The sequence below is a fragment of the Haemophilus sp. SZY H53 genome, from assembly GCF_054332375.1.
Genome location: NZ_JBTGNV010000004.1, coordinates 166,520 through 185,935, shown reverse-complemented (window position 1 = coordinate 185,935; position 19,416 = coordinate 166,520). Strand labels below are relative to the sequence as shown.

20 protein-coding genes and 1 pseudogene are annotated in these 19,416 nt (G+C 38.7%); 12 read left to right on the top strand and 9 right to left on the bottom strand.

Going from position 1 to position 19,416, the window contains the following annotated elements; genetic code table 11:
• Positions 1-20 precede the first annotated feature (20 nt).
• Positions 21-1,391, bottom strand: coding sequence for a glutathione-disulfide reductase (gene gorA, locus ACXVWB_RS05640; RefSeq protein WP_289901637.1), 1,371 nt, complete (start codon positions 1,389-1,391; stop codon positions 21-23).
• Positions 1,392-1,645: 254 nt separating this feature from the next.
• Between gorA and ACXVWB_RS05635 the strand changes: the two genes are divergently transcribed.
• On the top strand, positions 1,646-2,065 hold the full coding sequence (locus ACXVWB_RS05635; protein WP_049356160.1) for a hotdog fold thioesterase: 420 nt from the start codon (positions 1,646-1,648) through the stop codon (positions 2,063-2,065).
• Positions 2,062-3,033: a ferrochelatase gene (gene hemH / locus ACXVWB_RS05630; protein WP_458485241.1), complete on the top strand. Its 972-nt coding sequence runs from the start codon at positions 2,062-2,064 to the stop codon at positions 3,031-3,033. Before ACXVWB_RS05635 ends, hemH begins: the two co-directional genes overlap by 4 nt.
• A gap of 419 nt (positions 3,034-3,452) precedes the next feature.
• Here hemH and ACXVWB_RS05625 read toward each other — a convergent pair whose 3' ends face one another.
• Positions 3,453-4,574, bottom strand: a complete 1,122-nt coding sequence (locus tag ACXVWB_RS05625; protein ID WP_458485240.1) for a porin — start codon at positions 4,572-4,574, stop codon at positions 3,453-3,455.
• Positions 4,575-4,875: 301 nt separating this feature from the next.
• Complete coding sequence (gene epmA, locus ACXVWB_RS05620; protein ID WP_297569128.1) at positions 4,876-5,859, bottom strand: elongation factor P--(R)-beta-lysine ligase; 984 nt, start codon at positions 5,857-5,859, stop codon at positions 4,876-4,878.
• A gap of 278 nt (positions 5,860-6,137) precedes the next feature.
• On the opposite strand from epmA, the gene frdA reads away from it, so the two are divergent.
• From frdA to frdD, 4 genes are read left to right on the top strand one after another with little or no spacing between them, the layout of a single operon-like run.
• Entirely contained in the window at positions 6,138-7,937 is a 1,800-nt protein-coding gene (frdA, locus tag ACXVWB_RS05615) for a fumarate reductase (quinol) flavoprotein subunit (protein WP_289901633.1), read from the top strand.
• Positions 7,930-8,700 (top strand): succinate dehydrogenase/fumarate reductase iron-sulfur subunit, encoded by a 771-nt coding sequence (locus tag ACXVWB_RS05610; protein ID WP_005696861.1) that lies wholly within the window; start codon positions 7,930-7,932, stop codon positions 8,698-8,700. Before frdA ends, ACXVWB_RS05610 begins: the two co-directional genes overlap by 8 nt.
• Positions 8,701-8,710: 10 nt before the next feature.
• Positions 8,711-9,121 carry a fumarate reductase subunit FrdC gene (frdC, locus tag ACXVWB_RS05605; protein WP_204697728.1) on the top strand — a complete coding sequence of 137 codons (411 nt, stop codon included), beginning with the start codon at positions 8,711-8,713 and terminating at the stop codon, positions 9,119-9,121.
• Between the two features lie 11 nt (positions 9,122-9,132).
• Entirely contained in the window at positions 9,133-9,477 is a 345-nt protein-coding gene (frdD, locus tag ACXVWB_RS05600; protein ID WP_014064788.1) for a fumarate reductase subunit FrdD, read from the top strand.
• Between the two features lie 153 nt (positions 9,478-9,630).
• Here the strand turns inward: frdD and rplI are convergent, their stop codons facing one another.
• The 5 genes from rplI to infA form a co-directional block, all read right to left on the bottom strand.
• On the bottom strand, positions 9,631-10,080 hold the full coding sequence (gene rplI, locus ACXVWB_RS05595) for a 50S ribosomal protein L9 (protein ID WP_014064775.1): 450 nt from the start codon (positions 10,078-10,080) through the stop codon (positions 9,631-9,633).
• Between the two features lie 14 nt (positions 10,081-10,094).
• Positions 10,095-10,325, bottom strand: coding sequence for a 30S ribosomal protein S18 (gene rpsR / locus ACXVWB_RS05590; protein WP_005696867.1), 231 nt, complete (start codon positions 10,323-10,325; stop codon positions 10,095-10,097).
• An 11-nt stretch (positions 10,326-10,336) separates the two neighbouring features.
• A complete protein-coding gene (priB, locus tag ACXVWB_RS05585) occupies positions 10,337-10,663 on the bottom strand; it encodes a primosomal replication protein N (protein WP_005627623.1) in 327 nt (108 codons plus the stop codon).
• Complete coding sequence (gene rpsF / locus ACXVWB_RS05580; protein WP_005627620.1) at positions 10,650-11,027, bottom strand: 30S ribosomal protein S6; 378 nt, start codon at positions 11,025-11,027, stop codon at positions 10,650-10,652. Before rpsF ends, priB begins: the two co-directional genes overlap by 14 nt.
• A gap of 188 nt (positions 11,028-11,215) precedes the next feature.
• A complete protein-coding gene (gene infA, locus ACXVWB_RS05575) occupies positions 11,216-11,434 on the bottom strand; it encodes a translation initiation factor IF-1 (RefSeq protein ID WP_005627617.1) in 219 nt (72 codons plus the stop codon).
• 328 nt (positions 11,435-11,762) lie between these two features.
• Here infA and ACXVWB_RS05570 point away from each other — a divergent pair, with 328 nt between their 5' ends.
• The 6 genes from ACXVWB_RS05570 (at position 11,763) to ACXVWB_RS05545 (ending at position 17,279) form a co-directional block, all read left to right on the top strand.
• Positions 11,763-12,440 (top strand): glycosyltransferase family 25 protein, encoded by a 678-nt coding sequence (locus ACXVWB_RS05570; RefSeq protein ID WP_049383890.1) that lies wholly within the window; start codon positions 11,763-11,765, stop codon positions 12,438-12,440.
• A complete protein-coding gene (locus ACXVWB_RS05565) occupies positions 12,433-13,464 on the top strand; it encodes a glycosyltransferase family 9 protein (protein ID WP_289901631.1) in 1,032 nt (343 codons plus the stop codon). Before ACXVWB_RS05570 ends, ACXVWB_RS05565 begins: the two co-directional genes overlap by 8 nt.
• 41 nt (positions 13,465-13,505) lie before the next feature.
• On the top strand, positions 13,506-14,369 hold the full coding sequence (gene rsmA / locus ACXVWB_RS05560; RefSeq protein WP_289901630.1) for a 16S rRNA (adenine(1518)-N(6)/adenine(1519)-N(6))-dimethyltransferase RsmA: 864 nt from the start codon (positions 13,506-13,508) through the stop codon (positions 14,367-14,369).
• Between the two features lie 15 nt (positions 14,370-14,384).
• Entirely contained in the window at positions 14,385-15,212 is an 828-nt protein-coding gene (gene apaH / locus ACXVWB_RS05555) for a bis(5'-nucleosyl)-tetraphosphatase (symmetrical) ApaH (protein WP_289901629.1), read from the top strand.
• Between the two features lie 9 nt (positions 15,213-15,221).
• Positions 15,222-15,845: a glucose-6-phosphate 1-dehydrogenase family protein gene (locus ACXVWB_RS05550; protein ID WP_289901628.1), complete on the top strand. Its 624-nt coding sequence runs from the start codon at positions 15,222-15,224 to the stop codon at positions 15,843-15,845.
• 99 nt (positions 15,846-15,944) lie between these two features.
• Complete coding sequence (locus ACXVWB_RS05545) at positions 15,945-17,279, top strand: NAD(P)/FAD-dependent oxidoreductase (RefSeq protein ID WP_289901627.1); 1,335 nt, start codon at positions 15,945-15,947, stop codon at positions 17,277-17,279.
• A gap of 99 nt (positions 17,280-17,378) precedes the next feature.
• Here ACXVWB_RS05545 and ACXVWB_RS05540 read toward each other — a convergent pair.
• Positions 17,379-19,337 (bottom strand): annotated as a pseudogene (locus ACXVWB_RS05540) (TonB-dependent receptor domain-containing protein).
• Positions 19,338-19,416 lie beyond the last annotated feature (79 nt).

The window sequence follows — 19,416 nt, the reverse complement described above, 5'->3', positions numbered from 1 at the left end:
CGCACTTTCTTTATCAGCAATTAACGCATTGTCACAAATTCTTCAGAACCTGTTGGGTGAATCGCTACGGTATTATCAAAGTCTGCTTTCGTTGCGCCCATTTTGATTGCCACAGCAAAACCTTGAATCATTTCATCCACACCAAAACCAATACCGTGTAAGCCCACAATTTTCTCTTCTTTGCCAACACAAACTAACTTCATTCGGCAAGGTTGGCGATGTTCAGTGACAGCGGTGTACATTGCCGTGAAAGAGGATTTATACACTTTCACATTTTCTTCACCATATTGCTCAATCGCTTGCGGTTCAGTTAAACCCACCGCACCAATTGGCGGATGGCTGAACACAACGGTTGGTACAAGATTGTAATCCAAATGCTCATTTGGTTTGTTATTGAATAAACGCTCAGATAAGCGACGACCTGCTGCTACAGCAACTGGCGTTAATTCAATACCACCTTCGATAATATCTCCCACAGCATAAATACCAGGCACGTTTGTATTTTGATATTTATCGACAATAATTTGTCCACGAGAATTGGTTTTCACGTCCGTTACTTCAAGATTAATCACATCCGTTGCCGGTTCGCGACCTATCGCCCAAATTAACGTATCTACCGTGGTTTCACGACCATCTTGTAATTTCAAGGTAAGTGAACCATCGGCATTTTTTACGACTTCTTCAGGCAACGCTTTGGTATGTAATTGAATACCATCTTGTGCTAACACTTCAACTAATGTCTCTACAATTAATGGATCCTGATGACGCAATGGGGCGTGTTGGCGCACAAATAAATGGGTTTCGCTGCCTAAGCTATTTAAAACACCCGCTAATTCAACAGCAATATAACCCGCACCAACCACTGCAACACGTTTTGGTAATTCATTTAAAGCAAATACACCATTTGAATCAATCCCGTATTCTGCACCTTTTACCGCAGGAATACTTGGACGACCACCTGTAGCAATTAAAATATGATCCGCTGTCACTAATTCTGTTGAACCATCTGCATAGCTTACTTCAATCGTTTTCGCATCTTTAAAGCGAGCAAAACCATTTAGAACATCCACATTATTTTTTGCTAATACATTATTGTAAGAGGTATGAATACGACCGATATAAGCTTGACGACTCTCAACTAATTTCGCGTAATCAAAGTTTTTCACTTCGACATCAAAACCATAAGCGGGTGCATAGCTGTTAATGGCTTCTGCAATTTGTGCGCCATAAAACATCACTTTTTTCGGTACACAACCTACGTTCACACAAGTGCCACCGAGGTGTTTTGCTTCGATAATGGCACATTTTTTACCGTAGCTTGCTGCACGGTTAATTGAGGCAATCCCGCCAGAACCGCCACCAATCGCAATATAATCGTAATGTTTAATCATTGTAATAATCCTTTTTTTACTTACTTAAATTTTCTCCTATTTTGCCTAAAAGTGAGGAAGAAAGCTATAAATTGATGTAATTGGAATTGTCTATATGAAAAAGGGGAGGATTGATCGTTTTCAGCATAAATTTCAACATACAAAGTAGATTTTCGTTATAATGCTGACTTGCACTCTAGCAAATAAACCGCATTGAATTATCTTAAAAGATAAAAAACTCAAAAATTAATCAGCCTATCTAAGGAATAACCTACATGGCGATCTGGAAAAAGACATTCACACTCAATCAACTTAATGAAATGAGTAAAAACTGTGCTATAGAACATTTAGGTATTGAGGTTTATGCGGTTGGAGAAAACTGGATTGAGGCCAAAATGCCTGTAGATCATCGCACAATACAGCCTTTTGGTTTGCTACATGGGGGCATATCTGTTGCCTTGGCCGAAACTATTGGATCTCTGGCAGGATTTCTCTGTGTAGAAGAGGGACAAATAGTTGTCGGCTTAGACATTAATGCGAATCACCTCCATTCAGTAAAACAAGGTTTTGTGATTGCTAAGGCAATCCCTATTAGTTTAAGTAAAAATATCCATGTATGGCAAATTGACATTCGTGATGAACAAGATAAACTTTGTTGCGTTTCTCGATTAACGCTTTCTATTAAACATTTATGAATAAAACTCAAAAAATCGGTGTTATCTTAGCCAATCTTGGTACGCCGGATGAACCTAACGCCAAAGCAATTTCACGTTATTTATGGGAATTTCTCACAGATCCTCGAGTGGTCGATTTACCCCGTTGGAAATGGTATCCCCTTTTAAAAACTATTATTTTACCGATGCGTTCTAAACGTATTGCACAAAATTATCAAGCTATTTGGACCGCTCAAGGCTCTCCGCTGCTCGCTATTACAAAGCAACAACAAACAGGTTTACAAGCTTATTTGACTGAACAAGGCATCAATGCACAAGTCGAAATTGCCATGACTTACGGCAATCCTTCGATGCAAAGTGCGGTCAAAAATTTACTCAAAAATGATGTAGAACGCATGATTGTACTACCACTTTATCCACAATATTCCAGCACCACAACAGGTGCATTAATCGATGCATTCAATCGTGCGATTGCACAAGAACGCGATATTATGCCTTTTGAGTTTATTCATTCTTATCATCTTGATAAAAACTACATTAATGCGTTGGTGGATTCTATCAAAGTGCGGTTAAAATCGGATGAATTTTTGCTTTTTTCTTATCATGGCATTCCATTGCGTTATGAGAATATGGGGGATTATTATCGTCAGCATTGCAAACAAACTACGATTGCGATTGTGGATAAGCTCGGTTTAACCGAAAACCAATGGAATATGACGTTCCAATCTCGTTTTGGTCGTGAAGAATGGTTACAACCTTATACCGATCATTTCTTGGAAGAAGCTGCTTCTCAAGGGATTCAAAAAATCGTGGTGATTTGCCCTGGCTTCTCGGTGGATTGCTTAGAAACCTTAGAAGAAATTGAGGTTGAAAATAAAGAAACATTCTTAAATCATGGTGGTGTGTCTTATCACTATATCCCTGCGTTGAATGCAGAAAAAGCCCATATTGAAATGATGGGGAAACTGGTTTTGGATAGATTGAAATAGTTAAATCTCCCCCTCCCCCCTCTTTGCGAAAGAGGGGGGAGCTTAATAGCCCATAAACGTTCTCCGTTCTTAACTCTCTCAAATATATTCCTAATAAAATCACTAAAAGCAACATCATAAAAGCCCTTCTTTTGCAAAGAGAGATTAGGGAATTGATTTGGGATAAATTGGAATAGTAAAATCTCCCCCTAACCCCCTCTTTGCGAAAGAGGGGGAGCTTAATAGCCCATAAACGTTCTCCGTTCTTAACTCTCTCAAATATATTCCCAATAAAATCACTAAAATCAACGTCATAAAAAAGCCCTTCTTTTGTAAAGAGGGGTTTGGGGAGATTTAAAAAAGGTTTGGGGAGATTTTAAAAAACAAACAAAAAGGCGAACCTTTCGATTCGCCTTTTAAGATTTTCTTCTAATCAAAGATTAGAAGTATACACGCATACCTACACCGATAGCTTTGTCGTTAATTTTCTCTGAGTAAGTATAACCACCATTTGTATTAGCAGTGTATTTTTTAACGGTTGCGTATTTACCTTCTAAGAATACAACAACTTGTTTATGAAGCTTATAGTCAGCACCGAGTAAGAAGCCGTGAGTTTTTGCTTTATTGCTATCTTCAACTTTTACATGCTCGTATAGGTAGTTACCATATACTTTAGATGTTGGAAGTACTTGATATTCAAAGCCAGGTGATACATAGAATTTATTTAATTTAGCATCGCCATTTTTCTCATGAGCATAACCAAAGTCACCGATTAATTTGAAATCATTAACGGTATAACCTAAAGATGCTAAGAAACCATCTTTACGGTGAGAAGCTGATGAACCAGTTTCATAGTTAGTATGACCATAAGCAAAACGCGCATCAAGATCACCCGCTGTATATAATGCACCTAAACCATATGCATTTTTAATGTTACCAGTTGGATCTGCTACATAAGTTTGATTACCGTTAACGTCTAAAGCTCCCTTTTTAGTTTTTAAAGGGTTTCCCATTTCATTATGACGTTGACCAAAGTTATAGTTTGCACTTAATTGTAAACCTTCGATACCTTTATAGTCATAACGAACTACACCAGTACCTGAAGTTGGAATATATTTACCTTTTGGAATCAAGCCATATTCATAGTCATTTGTTTGGCTTAAATCATCCGCGATAGTTAATTGACGACCGAATTTGATTTCACCAACTGATTGGCTACCTAAACCTACGTAAGCACGTTTAGCATAAAGGCTACCGAATTGGTCACGAGATTCTGTATCATCAAAACGGAATTCTAAACGACCTAACGCATAGAAATCGTTATCTAAGTTGTGTTTCACTGTGATACCGAAACGTGAACCTGCATTACGTAAAGCGGAGTTTGCAGTTTTAGTTGACACACCTGTTTGTGGATTTGTCTCTTTAGCGTTCGCTTTTTCTAAAATTAAACGAAGAGAACCGTTTAATTCAACTTTAGTACCTTCGTTATTATAAACTACTGCTGCGTTTGCTGCTGAAGCGGCAACAACGGAAACGATTAATGCTGCTAGTGTCTTTTTCATAATTGTTATTCCTTTGGGTTATGCTCTACGATTTTTGATTGAAGCAATTTTTCATAAAAAGTTCAATCTCCGAAATAGACGCCACAAATATTACAAAATAAAGTTATGGTGTCAATGGGAGGATCTACACCAATTTACTAAAATCGGATCAAGATCACATTTTTCAAACAATAAAGTTTGTTTTTTAATCAATCCCAAATTGACTTGCTGACATTTTAAATATTCGGCCAGATCGATTTCTTGTTTTATTTATTCTTTATAATCGCCTAAGTGTCGAAGAAATAATGGGTATTTGATAGCGTTAAGCGCACTCCACTGAAAATGAAATCACCTCTTTAATACTTTTAGCACCTAATGCAATCATAATTAAACGATCGACACCTAAAGCCACGCCTGATGTATTGGGAATCCCTGCTTGTAATGCCGCCAGGAAGCGATGATCGATTTCATGTTGTGGTAAGCCTGCTTTTTCGCGTAGGCGGTTATCTTGCTCAAAGCGGTGTTGTTGTTCACGGGCATCAGTTAACTCGTGAAAACCATTTGCTAATTCTAATCCTTTATAATAAAACTCAAAGCGTTCTGCCACACGACTATCTTCTGGACTAAGTTGTGCAAGTGCAGCTTGTGAAGAGGGAAAATGATATACAGCAACAGGTGCTTCTTGCCCGATGTTAGGTTCTACCACTTCGCTGAATAAAAATTGTAATAATGTGTCCCTGTCTTCATTTTCATCTGCCATGAAATGGTGTTTACGAGCTGCTTCAACTAATTCTTGACGAGTTGCAGAAAGTGGGTCTAATCCTACATATTCTTGAAATACGAACTGATAACTTAAGGTTTCTGCGGGTTTACAATCAAGAATTTGTTGTAATAAATCATCCACTTCATTCATCAGACGATACATATCAAAGTACGGTCTATACCATTCAAGCATGGTAAATTCTGGATTATGCCGATTGCCAGCCTCCTCATTACGGAATACTTTACTAATTTGAAAAATTGGCCCACTGCCAGCAGCCAGTAAACGTTTCATGTGATATTCCGGACTAGTGGAAAGCCAGAGTGTTTTTGATAATTCGCCAAAAGGTGCAATAAATTCGGTATTAAAGGTGGAAAGATGGAGATCGGTTACGCCAAATTCGCTTAAAACAGGTGTTTCTACCTCTAATAATCCACGATCAGTAAAGAACTCGCGAATATCAGCAATAATTTTTGCACGAGCCAGTAAATTTTTTATTGGAGCAGAAGGTTGCCATAGTGTTTGTTTATCGCTAAGTGCGGTCATTTTTTTCTCCATTTTTGGCACTAAGAGGAATGATATTATTGTAAACAAGAGCGATTTTTAACTCAATAATCCAATTGAATGGTTTATAAACGAAAACAGTTATCATCCCAAAATATATAAAAACTAACTTTTTTGAGTTAGATCACACTTTTAGTATTTTATCCGTTTATTCAGGAAAAAAAGTTACTAATTTGTAAACAAAAATGGCAGAATGGTAGTATGTTCCCTATTGCTTTTATTAGGGCGTTTCATTTTTTTACTTTTAATTGGAGGATATCGTGCAAACGGTTAATGTCGATATTGCTATTGTTGGTGCCGGTGGCGGCGGTTTACGTGCAGCAATTGCAGCAGCAGAAGCAAACCCTAACTTAAAGATCGCATTAGTTTCTAAAGTTTATCCTATGCGTAGCCATACGGTTGCTGCAGAAGGTGGTGCGGCCGCAGTAATTAAAGAGGAAGATTCCTACGATAAACACTTCCACGATACCGTTGCCGGTGGTGACTGGTTATGTGAACAAGATGTGGTGGAATATTTCGTTGAACATTCTCCGGTGGAAATGACTCAACTTGAACGTTGGGGCTGCCCTTGGAGCCGTAAAGCCGATGGTGATGTAAACGTGCGTCGTTTCGGTGGGATGAAAATCGAACGTACTTGGTTCGCAGCAGATAAAACCGGTTTCCACTTATTACATACTCTTTTCCAAACATCCATTCAATATCCACAAATTCAACGCTTTGACGAGCACTTCGTTTTAGACATCTTAGTTGATGATGGTCATGCTCGTGGTATGGTTGCGATGAATATGATGGAAGGTACACTTGTTCAAATCAACGCAAATGCGGTTGTGATTGCAACAGGCGGTGGCTGTCGTGCATTTAAATTTAACACCAACGGCGGTATCGTAACAGGTGATGGCTTATCAATGGCATATCGTCACGGTGTTCCACTTCGTGATATGGAATTCGTCCAATACCATCCAACTGGTTTACCAAATACTGGTATCTTAATGACTGAAGGTTGTCGTGGTGAAGGCGGTATCTTAGTGAATAAAAACGGCTACCGTTATTTACAAGATTATGGTCTAGGCCCTGAAACGCCAATCGGTAAGCCTGAAAACAAATATATGGAACTTGGTCCACGTGATAAAGTTTCACAAGCGTTTTGGCAAGAATGGAAAAAAGGCAACACCTTAAAAACAGCAAAAGGTGTCGATGTGGTTCATCTTGACTTACGCCACTTAGGGGAAAAATACTTACATGAACGTCTTCCATTCATTTGTGAATTAGCCAGTGCTTATGAAGGTGTAAACCCAGTTAATGAACCAATCCCTGTACGTCCTGTTGTTCACTACACCATGGGTGGTATTGAAGTGGATTACAACAGCGAAACTCGCATTAAAGGTTTATTTGCTGTGGGTGAATGTGCGTCTTCTGGTTTACATGGTGCAAACCGTTTAGGTTCTAACTCGCTTGCAGAATTAGTGGTTTTAGGCCGTGTTGCAGGTGAATATGCCGCACAACGTGCAGCGGAAGCACAACCGGCAAACCGTGCAGCAGTTGATGCGCAAGCTCAAGATGTTGTGGCTCGCCTTGAAGCACTTTACAACCAAGAAGGTAATGAATCTTGGTCTGAAATCCGTGACGAAATGGGTACCGTAATGGAAGAAGGTTGTGGTATCTACCGTGACCAAGAAAGCATGCAAAAAGCAGTAGATAAAATTGCTGAGCTTAAAGAACGTTATAAACGTATCCGTGTTGCAGACCGTTCAAGCGTATTCAATACCGATGTGCTTTACACTGTAGAATTAGGTTACATCCTTGATGTGGCACAATCTATTGCCAACTCTGCAATTGAACGTAAAGAGTCTCGTGGTGCACACCAACGCTTAGACTACACTGAACGTGATGATGTGAATTATTTACAACACACCCTTGCTTACTACAATGGCGATGATGCACCGCGTATTGAATACAGCCCGGTAAAAATCACCAAATCTCAACCAGCAAAACGTGTTTATGGTGCTGAAGCAGAAGCGGCAGAAGCGGCTGCGAAAGCTAAGGAGCAAGCAAATGGCTAATTCACCGGTAATGACTGTAGAAGTATTACGCTACAACCCAGAAAACGATCAAGAGCCACATTTAAGCTCTTATCAAGTACCTTATGATAACCAAACCTCTCTTTTAGATGCGTTAGGTTACATTAAAGATAAACTTGAGCCGTCTCTTTCTTATCGTTGGTCTTGCCGTATGGCGATCTGCGGTTCTTGTGGGATGATGGTCAATAACAAACCAAAATTGGCTTGTAAAACGTTCTTACGTGATTACAGCGGCCACATGCGTATTGAACCATTGGCAAACTTCCCTATTGAACGCGACTTAGTGGTTGATTTAAGTCACTTTATCGAAAGTTTAGAGGCAATTAAACCTTATATTATTGGCAACGAAGCGCCAGCATTAGATGGTAAACCACATCCATCGAAAGAATTGCAAGTAAGCCGTACGAAACAAACTCCAGCACAGCTTGAGAAATATCGTCAATTCTCAATGTGTATTAACTGTGGTTTATGCTATGCGGCTTGTCCGCAATTTGGTTTAAACCCTGAATTCTTAGGCCCTGCAGCGATTACAATGGCGCACCGTTACAACCTTGATAACCGTGACCATGGTAAAGCACAACGTATGCCATTATTAAATGGTAAAAACGGTGTTTGGAGCTGTACTTTCGTGGGTTATTGTTCTGAAGTGTGTCCAAAACACGTGGATCCAGCTTCAGCAATCAACCAAGGCAAAGTGGAAAGTGCCAAAGATTATGTTATCTCAATGCTAAAACCAAAAGGCTAAGGGGAAGAATATGTCAGTAACAGTAAGTAAACGCAAAAAATATGTTCGCCCAATGACGGCTACTTGGTGGCAAAAATTGGATTTCTACAAAGCATATATGGTGCGCGAAGCTACCTCTATCTTTGCCGTATGGTTCTGCATTGTATTGCTTTATGGTGTACTTTGCCTTGCAAGCAATCCTGTACCTGGCTTAGGTATTGTTGATTTCATTGGCTTCTTAAGAAATCCAATTGTGGTGTTCTTAAATATCATCACATTAATTGCAACCTTATATCACACTGCAACTTATTTCGTAATGACCCCAAAAGTGATGAACATCATTGTTAAAAATGAGCGTTTACCACATCACGTGTTAAGAAATGCACTTTGGGCAGTGACAGCTGTGGTTAGTGTTGTCGCATTAATTTTAGTTTATATGTAGGGAGAGAAAAAATGGTCGAACAAAATCCAAAACGCTCTGGTGAACCACCAGTATGGTTGATGTTTGGTGCTGGCGGGACTGTCAGTGCGATTTTCTTCCCTGTGGTAATCTTAATCCTTGGTTTATTGTTACCATTCGGATTAATTGATCCACATAATCTAATTACATTCGCTTATTCTTGGATCGGAAAATTAGTTATCTTAGTTTTAACGATTTTTCCTATGTGGTGTGGTTTACACCGTATCCATCACGCGATGCACGATCTTAAAATTCACGTGCCAGCAGGCGGATTTATCTTCTACGGCCTCGCAACCATTTACACTGTTTGGGTGTTATTTGCCGTATTAGGTTTGTAATTTTAAAGTACTAAAGTGAAGAAATAAAAGTGCGGTCATTTTGATTTGATCGCACTTTTTTATTCTCAAAGAATCACTAAAATATTTTCTTAATTCAGAAAAACAAAAAACCCGACATAACGTCGGGTTTTCTTTTATCAAAAACTTTGATAATTATTCTGCAACAACGATAACATCTAATGTTGCAAATACTTCGCCGTGAAGTTGGAAACGAACATCGTGATCACCAAGAGTACGGATTGGACCGTTTGGTAAACGAACTTCGCTTTTCGCAATTTCAACACCAGCTGCAGTTACTGCTTCTGCTACATCACGAGTAGTGATTGCGCCGAATAAACGGCCTTCATCACCTGCTTTAGATGCGATAGTGACAGAACCTAATGCAGTCACTTGTGCTGCGCGAGCTTGAGCTGCTGCAAGACTTGCTGCTGCCGCTGCTTCTAACTCTGCACGACGTGCTTCAAAGTGTTCAATGTTAGCTTTAGTTGCCATAACTGCTTTACCTTGTGGGATTAAGAAGTTACGAGCGAAACCAGATTTAACATTAACTTGATCACCTACGTTACCTAGGTGAACGATTTTATCTAAAAGAATTACTTGCATTTCCTAACTCCTTCTTAATTGTGATGAGAATCAGAGTAAGGTAATAACGCTAAATAACGAGCGCGTTTGATTGCGCGTGCTAATTGGCGTTGGTACTTCGCACGAGTACCGGTAATGCGGCTTGGTACAATTTTGCCGCTTTCAGAAATGTAGTTCTTTAATGTAGCGATATCTTTGTAATCGATTTCAACAACATTTTCCGCTGTGAAACGGCAGAACTTACGACGACGGAAATAACGTGCCATTTGGCTGTCTCCTAATCTATAAATTCGATTTGCTCGGCATGCAATACTAATTGCGTTAAACCATTTGAGGTTTTATGTGAAGTAATAAACCCCACCACAAGAAGTTTACTGCCGACCGTAATGCTTTGAGTTTTTTCTATTAACTGATTGCCACTGACTTGAACTGGCATCTTTAACCACGCTTGGCGTGATAAACCACTTTCGACTTGTTCGGAACGATGTTCTAGCCAAAATTGGCAATGCGCAATCCCGTTAGGGCTTTTGCTTCGCTTGGGTAATTGACACACTGTGCCGATTAACGAGAAGCGATTATCAAGTTTTGAATTACTCTTCAGCATCCTCAAAATCGTTGTTTTCAACTTCAGCTAAAGGTTTACGTTCTTCTTTAGCCGCTTTCATTGGGGACGCTTCGGTTACGGCGTGCTTAGTATGGATAACAAGACTGCGTAATACAGCATCGTTATAACGGAAAGTCGTTTCTAGCTCGTCGATGACTTGTTGAGGCGCTTCTACATTCATAAGCACATAGTGTGCTTTGTGTAATTTGTTAATTGGGTACGCTAATTGACGACGACCCCAATCTTCTAGGCGATGAACTTGACCACCAGCTTCTTTAACAGAACCTGTGTAACGTTCGATCATACCTGGTACTTGCTCGCTTTGGTCCGGATGAACCATAAACACGATTTCGTAGTGACGCATTACTGCTCCTTACGGGTTAATCAGCCTTTGACGTAGATTAGCCACCAATCTGCAAAGGCAAGGAACGAAAAAATGAACGTGGCTAGGGCGCTGATTATACAGATTTTTTTCTAGACTTCAAATAATTTGTATGCTTTTCAAACAAAAAAAGCCGATATTAACATATCGGCTTTTCTTTTATTTCTAAATTAACGGCTACGGAAAATGATACGACCTTTGCTTAAGTCATAAGGGGTCATTTCTACTGTTACTTTATCGCCCGTTAAGATACGAATATAGTTTTTACGCATTTTGCCAGAAATATGTGCAGTCACCACGTGACCATTTTCTAACTCAACACGGAACATGGTATTTGGTAAGGTTTCCAAAATTGTGCCTTGCATTTCAATGCAATCTTCTTTTGCCATTTTATCCTCTAAAATTATGATTTTTTTGACCGCACTTCTTACGGTTATAAATGAAAAACGGGCGAATTATAGCCGTTTTTAATGTTAGACGAAAGATTAAAATGGTATTTTGTTTAAATGCACATTATTTTTTTAATAATTCGATTATAATGTTCCACTAAAGTCGATTAGATAAAGAATTTAATTTAGCATACGAGGCCAAGATGTAGCCTTATGCGGTATTACCTTTCCCAAGGTGGCACCCTACCTACTAAAAAGCTAAAGCAAACTTTACTATAATGTTCGTTAATCTGCATGTAAAACAATAACTTCAACCCAAGGGTTATTTATGGCTATACCTAAAATAATTGTAATTAGTTTAAAACATTCAACAAGAAGAGAAAATATTGCTAAGCGCCTTTCTGGTTTGGGGTTAGACTTTAGTTTTTTTGATGCGACAGATGGGAAAAAACTTCCTGCCTCCGTATTAGAATCTGTCGATTATGATTTCTATCCGAAACACTATTTATCACCTAAGGCCTTAACGCTCGGCGAAATTGGCTGTGCAATAAGCCATATTAAAGTTTATGAGCACATGGTAGAAAACAATATTAAAAGTGCCATTATTCTTGAAGACGATGCGATCGTTTCACAGCACTTTAAGGAAATTATTGAGGATACGCTCAATAAAATTAATAAAAATCATGAGCTGATCTTTTTTGATCACGGAAAAGTTAAATCCCATTTCTTTAAGAAACGGATTGTGGAAGGATATAGACTTGCACATTACAAGTCACCTTCAAAAAATTCAAGAAGATGTATTATCTATGCAACCGCTTATTTAATTACATTATCGGGCGCTAAAAAATTACTTAACTACGCTTATCCAATAAGACTGCCTGCTGATTATCTGACGGGATTAATCCAAAAAACACGTGTTGATGCCTATGGCATTGAACCACCATGTGTATTTAGAGGATTAAACAGTGACTCAGAAATAGACAAAATTGAACATCGATATGAATAAGCTAAAAGCACTAAGGTTAAAAATAGGGAAATGGATACTCGATAAATCATCAAGATCAGCCAATCCCCAAAGTTTAAAACATCCTAAGAGTTTCTTATTTTTGCGACAAGATGGGAAAATTGGCGACTATATCGTGAGTTCTTTTGTTTTTCGGGAAATAAAGAAATTTAACCCGTTGATAAAAATCGGTGTCATCTGCACGAAACAGAACGCTTATCTGTTTCAAAGAAACCATCACATTGATGAGATTTATCTTGTAAAGAAAAGAAACATTCTCGACTACATCAAGACGGCACTGTTTATTAGAAAAGAAAGATACGATGTTGTCATTGATCCAACTCTTGTACTTAGAAACCGAGACTTGTTGCTATTGAGAATACTCAATGCCCGTAATTATATCGGCTATAGAAAAGCAGATTATAATATTTTTAATATAAATATTACTAAAGACGGCCATTTTTCAGAAATTTACAAAGAAGCTTTAGCTCAGTCAAATATCAGTCTAAGTGATGATCGCTATGACATTCCGCAAGATGACTTAATTAAAGAAGAAATTCTTAAGTTTATTACGGACAACAAGTTAAATAACTTTATTGCCATTAACTTCTATGGAAATGGCAAAAATAGAAAGTTTGATGACTCTCACATTGTAGATTATTTAACATATATTAGAGACTCGAATAAACATCAGCTAATCTTACTTGCAACACCTGATACTTATGAGCATTTAAGTAGAATCGCTAATCAATTTAATGATGTATTTGTTTATCCAAATCCTCACACAACGATCTATCATACAATTGAGTTGATTAGAAACTGTGCTCTACTTATTTCGGTTGATACATCAACGGTTCATATCGCTTCGGGGTTAAATAAACCTATGATTTGTTTTTACTCGCAAGACAAAGAAAATTTTACGCACTGGCATCCCAATTCTAAGAATGTATGCCATATTATTCATTACTACGATAATGTTAATGAGATCTCCCCGAGAGAAATAAAACCAGAATGGCTAGATATTTAAAGATGCCTGCCACAAACTTTATCATTTATTAGATTATTTTTATGAATTCAAAAAAACACTTAGGTCATACAGCCCGTAAACGCTTCGGACAAAACTTTTTACATGATACCTCCGTCATTCAAGGGATCGTGTCGGCAATTCACCCACAACCCAATCAATTCTTAGTAGAAATTGGCCCAGGGCTTGGTGCATTAACGGAGCCTGTTGGAGAGCTTGTCGATCATCTTACGGTGATCGAGCTTGACCGAGATCTTGCCGAACGTTTACGTCATCATCCATTTTTACATCAAAAGCTCACCGTCATTGAAACGGATGCGATGCAATTTGATTTTGGTGAGCTTTATACAAAAGAGAATTTAGCAGAAAAAGGTCAGAAGTTACGCGTATTTGGTAACTTGCCTTACAACATTTCTACCCCATTGATGTTCCACTTATTTAAGTATCACGATGTGATTCAAGACATGCACTTCATGCTACAAAAAGAAGTGGTAAAACGCTTATGCGCAGGCCCAAATAGCAAAGCTTACGGGCGTTTAACCATCATGGCGCAATATTTCTGCCAAGTGATGCCTGTACTTGAAGTGCCACCTTCGGCCTTCAAACCTGCACCGAAAGTAGATTCAGCTGTTGTGCGTTTAATTCCACATAAAGAATTGCCGCACCCTGTAAAAGATTTATATTGGCTGAACCGTGTTTGCTCCCAAGCGTTTAATCAACGTCGAAAAACATTACGCAATGCACTTTCAACACTATTTTCACTTGAAAATCTGACCGCACTTGGTATTGATTTAAATGCACGCGCAGAAAATTTGGCTATCGCAGATTATGCGCGCTTAGCGAACTGGTTGGCAGATAATCCACCAGCTGATATTAATAAAGACGAAATCTTAGATTCAGAAGAGTAAAAAGGGCGGTCAAAAATGGCAACCTATTTCGTTGGTGATTTGCAAGGCTGTTATGATGAATTACAGCTTTTATTAGAACGTGTGAGCTTCAATCCTACGCAAGATAAACTTTATCTTGTGGGGGATCTTGTCGCGCGTGGGGATAAATCACTTGAATGTCTTCGCTTCGTAAAATCACTTGGTAATGCAGCGCAAACCGTACTGGGGAATCACGATTTACATTTAATTGCGACTGCACTGGGTATTAAAAAAGTGAAACTGCGTGATCGTGTTGATGCTATTTTTAATGCACCCGATTTTGATGAGCTGATTCATTGGTTACGCCATCAGCCATTACTTGTGTATAATGAAGAATTAAACTTCCTGATGGCACATGCCGGTATTTCGCCTGATTGGGATTTGAAAACGGCAAAATCTTGTGCAGATGAAGTTGAACAGATTTTACAGCACGGCGATTTTCATTATCTCATTGAAAATATGTATTCTGAACAGCCTGATCGCTGGTCGCCTGATTTACAAGGCTTAGCGCGTCATCGTTACATTATTAATGCTTTTACTCGCATGCGTTTTTGCTATTTCGATCATCGATTTGATTTTGCCTGCAAATCCCCTCTAAAAGATGCGCCTGCGGAACTCACACCTTGGTTTAATTTAGATAACCCACTTTATAAACAAATTCCCATTGTCTTTGGGCATTGGGCAAGTTTAGTCGATGAACCGACTCCGGAAGGTATCTATGCCTTGGATACCGGTTGTGTATGGAATAATCGAATGACTATGTTGCGTTGGGAAGACAAACAGTTCTTCACACAAAGTGCGGTCAAAAATTACAGTAATTTTTAAGGAAACACTATGCTCTCGCTTACGGCTGAATCTTGTGAATTGTTCAATATTCCTTTCTATCAATTTGCCCAAATGAAAAAATTCTGTCCGGAAGATATTCCGGCGATTAAAGCGGATTACAAATTACATTGGGATAACTGGAAAGCGATTATTCAAGAAGTCGCAAAGCAGCTTGGCACACCTTTTGCGAAACCGCATATTGAAAGTTGGACTAATGGCTGGCAGGTACGCGCGCATTTCTTTGCTTATTTTAAATACGAGTTTAATCAAAATTCTGCAGCCATTTTTTCAGTGTTATTAAATCGTCGCCGACTAAGAGTATGTTTAGATTGGCATTGCTATCGTGCAGATCGCTCACAAATTAATCTGCAACAATATAACCAGTGGCTTGATCAATTTGATTTCAAACAATTTGCTGATTTTGATATTTGGCGAGAAGATGAAAGCGAATATGATGATTTTCGCCAAGTGAAGCGCATTTCTGAAAAAGATCTTCTCTTGCGTTCAGATGAGGATTTTTGGTGCATTGGGAAAAGCATTGAAAAAGCTGAGCTTTATCAAATTGATCCCGTTTCATTTATCACAAAAACCATTCAACAATTACAACCACTTTACGATCGCTGCCATCAATAAAGTGCGGTCATTTCCATTAAATTTTTTCGTCTTTTTATTTGTTATGCTATCATTACATTAGTTTAACATTTTTAACAATTTTACTTTTAGGAGTACTTTATGAAAAACGTCGTGATCGTTGGCGGTGGCGCCGGCGGCATAGAGTTAGCGACATTTTTAGGCGATAAATTAGGTCGCAAAAAACAGGCTAAAGTGACGCTTGTGGATCGCAATGCGACCCACTTGTGGAAACCCTTATTACATGAAATTGCTACAGGTGTGATGGATGATGGCACCGATTCTCTGAGTTATCGTGCACACGGTAAAAACCACCATTTTAGCTTTGAGCAAGGTTCAATCACACGTATTAATCGTGAGCAAAAATATGTTGAACTTGCTCCTGTTTATGGGCAAGAAGGTGACATGCTCGTGGTTGCACGTCGTATTCCTTATGATTACTTAGTAATTGCGATCGGTAGTAAATCGAACGATTTCAATACAAAAGGCGTGGCTGATAACTGTATTTTCTTAGACAGCTCTGATCAAGCACTTCGCTTTCAACAAAGAATGTTAGAATTATTCCTTAAATTCTCTGAAAACCGTGCATTAGACGATATTGGTGAAGAAGAATTTAAACAGAAATTAGTCGATGAGAGCAAAGTCAATATTGCGATTGTTGGCGGTGGTGCAACTGGCGTGGAATTAACCGCAGAGCTTTATCATGCGACTGAAGACTTATCTTCTTATGGTTACGGCAAAATCGATAATTCTTGCTTGCAAGTCACCTTAGTTGAAGCGGGCCCGCGCTTACTTCCAGCATTACCTGAAAATTTATCTGCTGCGGTATTAGATGAATTGCAAGAAATGGGTGCAAATGTGAAATTAAATACGATGATCACAGAAGCCCAACCAAATACACTTATTACCAAAGATGGCGAAAAAATCAAAGCTGATCTGATTGTGTGGGCAGCGGGTGTTCGCACCTCAACGGTGACACAGCAATTTGATGGATTAGAGCTTAACCGCATCAATCAGTTAGTGGTAAAAGATACCCTTCAAACTACGGTGGATGACAGTATTTTTGCCATTGGTGACTGTGCGGCATTAATGCAATCAAACGGTAAATTAGTCCCGCCAAGAGCACAGGCTGCACACCAAATGGCAAAAGCTTGTGCAAAAAATATCTTTGCACTTTTTGAGCAAAAACCATTAAAAGCATTCAAATACAACGATAAAGGCACCTTGGTTTCTCTTTCAAGCTTTACCGCATTGGGTAGCATTTCAAATAAATTTGGGAAAAACCCACTAACTGTTCAAGGTAAATTTGCACAGTTTGCGTATGTGTCTTTATATCGTATGCACCAACATGCTTTGCATGGATGTATTAAGATTGGCTTGATTATTTTAGTGGATAAACTTAATCACTATTTAAAACCAAGATTGAAATTACATTAAGAGAACACTAACTTTACATATGACCAGTTTCTAGAAACTGAGATATTGAGTTAAGGCCTGACAACAATATTATATCGTTGTCAGGCCTTTTAATTTTAGTTAAAACGTATAATTGACATTTAGACGAATATCTCGACCTGGTTCAGGCAATGTTGATACGCCTGCACGTTGGCTATGGCTTCGATAATATTTGTTAAACGCATTATCTAAAGCAAGGTTCACATTAATATTTTCAGCTGGTTTCCATGTTATATAGAAATCACTTACCCCATATCCTGGGCGTTTAGTGGTTGTTGCACCACCGCCACGGTTATTCGTTGTTGAGTCATAACTGGTATGCTGTACGAAACGACCCTTCCAGCCAATTTCAATATCAGGCTGAGTGAAGCGATAAGATACACCTGTTGTCCAAGTACGTCCAATTGGAATAGCTGTCACGGTACTATCTACTGTTCTGCCATCTAACTCAGGTTTACTATAAGCCACGCCTGCACGTAATGTTAAACCTTCATATTTGTAGGCTGCACCGACTTCATATCCGTGGTTTCTTAGCTTGCCTGCATTTTGGATTTCATAAAAACCCGGGCTTACTTGTGTAAATGCATGTGTATCTTTTACCGTTTGCCAAAAATAGCTTCCATTTAAGGAGAAATTATCGGCAAGTTTGTAATTGAAGCCCACTTCTGTATTACGGGATTTCTCCGGTTTAATATTTGATGCTATGGAGTAAACCGCTGAGCGACCTCGCGTTTCACCTGAAGATAGCATCACTTCATGGAAACGTGGACTACGTGTTGCATAGTTTAAGCTCGCATTAAAGCTTAGATCATTATTTACTTCATAAATTAAACCAACGCTTGGGTTTACGCTTCCCTTATGAGATTTTTTGCCATTCATTGCTCGGAAATCAAAGTGATCGTAACGTAATCCGGTTGTTAAAGTAAAAGCACCTAAACCCCAAATACCTTCTGTATAAACACCGACATCACGTTTCTTTTGAGTTTTCATTTGAACACCGTTTTGTACGGTTAGCGAATTAGGTTTACCCTCTTGATCACGATAATTCACACCGTATTTAATAAGATGAGACTGACCCACTGCGCTTTCTAAATTTAAATTTGCCCCATTCGCAATTAAGCGTGTTTTCGAATTCTCACTTGGTTCTTTACGATTAATCACAGAATGATATACATTAGCTTTAGCATTTGTTACAAAGCCCATGTCCTGACCATTCCACTCTATGTTTGTTGTATCGTTTTGTGTAATACGATAGCGAGGAGAATTATTTGCCTCATTATTGTCTTGGGCAAAATCAAATTCTTCACGAAGTGCACGAACACCATAATGACGTTCTTGACGATGACTGACTTCGATTCTGTGGTTTTCATTGACATCAAAACCAAGTTTAGCTAATAAGCCACGCTGTCCTAATGCACTATTTTTTACTTTATACCCATTACCGTCTTTATAATCACGTTCAGTCACAAAATTAGCAGAAATTAATGCATCTAATGGGCCAGCTTTAGAATAAACGGTTGCGCCTTTAGACCAACCACTATTTGAACTCACACCAGCATTGACTTTGAAACCAATATCTTGCCCTTCTTTGAGCAAATCTTTTGCACTCACTGTTTCTGCAACAATTGCACCGCTTGTTGCCCCAATACCAGCGCTTGCAGATCCCGTCCCTTTTTGCACGTCAACACGTTTTAATAAAGACGGATCAAACATAAAACGACCTTGGTGATGGAACAATTGTGCATCGGTATAAGCACCATCAATTTTCACATCAACTTGATCTTGTCCCATACCACGAATCGTAAACCATTGTGATGTACCACGACCACCACCAAAATTAATTGCTGGTTCATCTTTTAATAAACCTTTTAATTCGGTCTCAGTGCTACGTTCCATTGTTTTTGTCGTAATCACATTGGTTTTACTTTTTGCCCCGCTATTTTCGGAAACAACATTAATCACATCTAGTTGTTCTGCAGCTTAGACATTCGCTGCAATAAACACAGCAAGTGGCAATAAGGCAAAATTTGCTTTTTTCATTATGTATACCTTTTATAGATTAAAAACGATAATAATTATTATTTATTTACTTATATTAAGTCAAGATTTCTTTTCGTTT

Bases quoted from the DNA above. Each gene is read 5' to 3' on its own strand.
- hemH (WP_458485241.1), top strand. From the start codon at position 2,062: ATGAATAAAACTCAAAAAATCGGTGTTATCTTAGCCAATCTTGGTACG.
- infA (WP_005627617.1), bottom strand. From the start codon at position 11,434: ATGGCAAAAGAAGATTGCATTGAAATGCAAGGCACAATTTTGGAAACC.
- ACXVWB_RS05545 (WP_289901627.1), top strand. From the start codon at position 15,945: ATGAAAAACGTCGTGATCGTTGGCGGTGGCGCCGGCGGCATAGAGTTA.
- ACXVWB_RS05635 (WP_049356160.1), top strand. From the start codon at position 1,646: ATGGCGATCTGGAAAAAGACATTCACACTCAATCAACTTAATGAAATG.
- rplI (WP_014064775.1), bottom strand. From the start codon at position 10,080: ATGCAAGTAATTCTTTTAGATAAAATCGTTCACCTAGGTAACGTAGGT.
- ACXVWB_RS05625 (WP_458485240.1), bottom strand. From the start codon at position 4,574: ATGAAAAAGACACTAGCAGCATTAATCGTTTCCGTTGTTGCCGCTTCA.
- gorA (WP_289901637.1), bottom strand. From the start codon at position 1,391: ATGATTAAACATTACGATTATATTGCGATTGGTGGCGGTTCTGGCGGG.
- priB (WP_005627623.1), bottom strand. From the start codon at position 10,663: ATGCTGAAGAGTAATTCAAAACTTGATAATCGCTTCTCGTTAATCGGC.
- apaH (WP_289901629.1), top strand. From the start codon at position 14,385: ATGGCAACCTATTTCGTTGGTGATTTGCAAGGCTGTTATGATGAATTA.
- rsmA (WP_289901630.1), top strand. From the start codon at position 13,506: ATGAATTCAAAAAAACACTTAGGTCATACAGCCCGTAAACGCTTCGGA.
- ACXVWB_RS05550 (WP_289901628.1), top strand. From the start codon at position 15,222: ATGCTCTCGCTTACGGCTGAATCTTGTGAATTGTTCAATATTCCTTTC.
- rpsR (WP_005696867.1), bottom strand. From the start codon at position 10,325: ATGGCACGTTATTTCCGTCGTCGTAAGTTCTGCCGTTTCACAGCGGAA.
- ACXVWB_RS05610 (WP_005696861.1), top strand. From the start codon at position 7,930: ATGGCTAATTCACCGGTAATGACTGTAGAAGTATTACGCTACAACCCA.
- ACXVWB_RS05570 (WP_049383890.1), top strand. From the start codon at position 11,763: ATGGCTATACCTAAAATAATTGTAATTAGTTTAAAACATTCAACAAGA.
- rpsF (WP_005627620.1), bottom strand. From the start codon at position 11,027: ATGCGTCACTACGAAATCGTGTTTATGGTTCATCCGGACCAAAGCGAG.
- frdD (WP_014064788.1), top strand. From the start codon at position 9,133: ATGGTCGAACAAAATCCAAAACGCTCTGGTGAACCACCAGTATGGTTG.
- frdC (WP_204697728.1), top strand. From the start codon at position 8,711: ATGTCAGTAACAGTAAGTAAACGCAAAAAATATGTTCGCCCAATGACG.
- ACXVWB_RS05565 (WP_289901631.1), top strand. From the start codon at position 12,433: ATGAATAAGCTAAAAGCACTAAGGTTAAAAATAGGGAAATGGATACTC.
- epmA (WP_297569128.1), bottom strand. From the start codon at position 5,859: ATGACCGCACTTAGCGATAAACAAACACTATGGCAACCTTCTGCTCCA.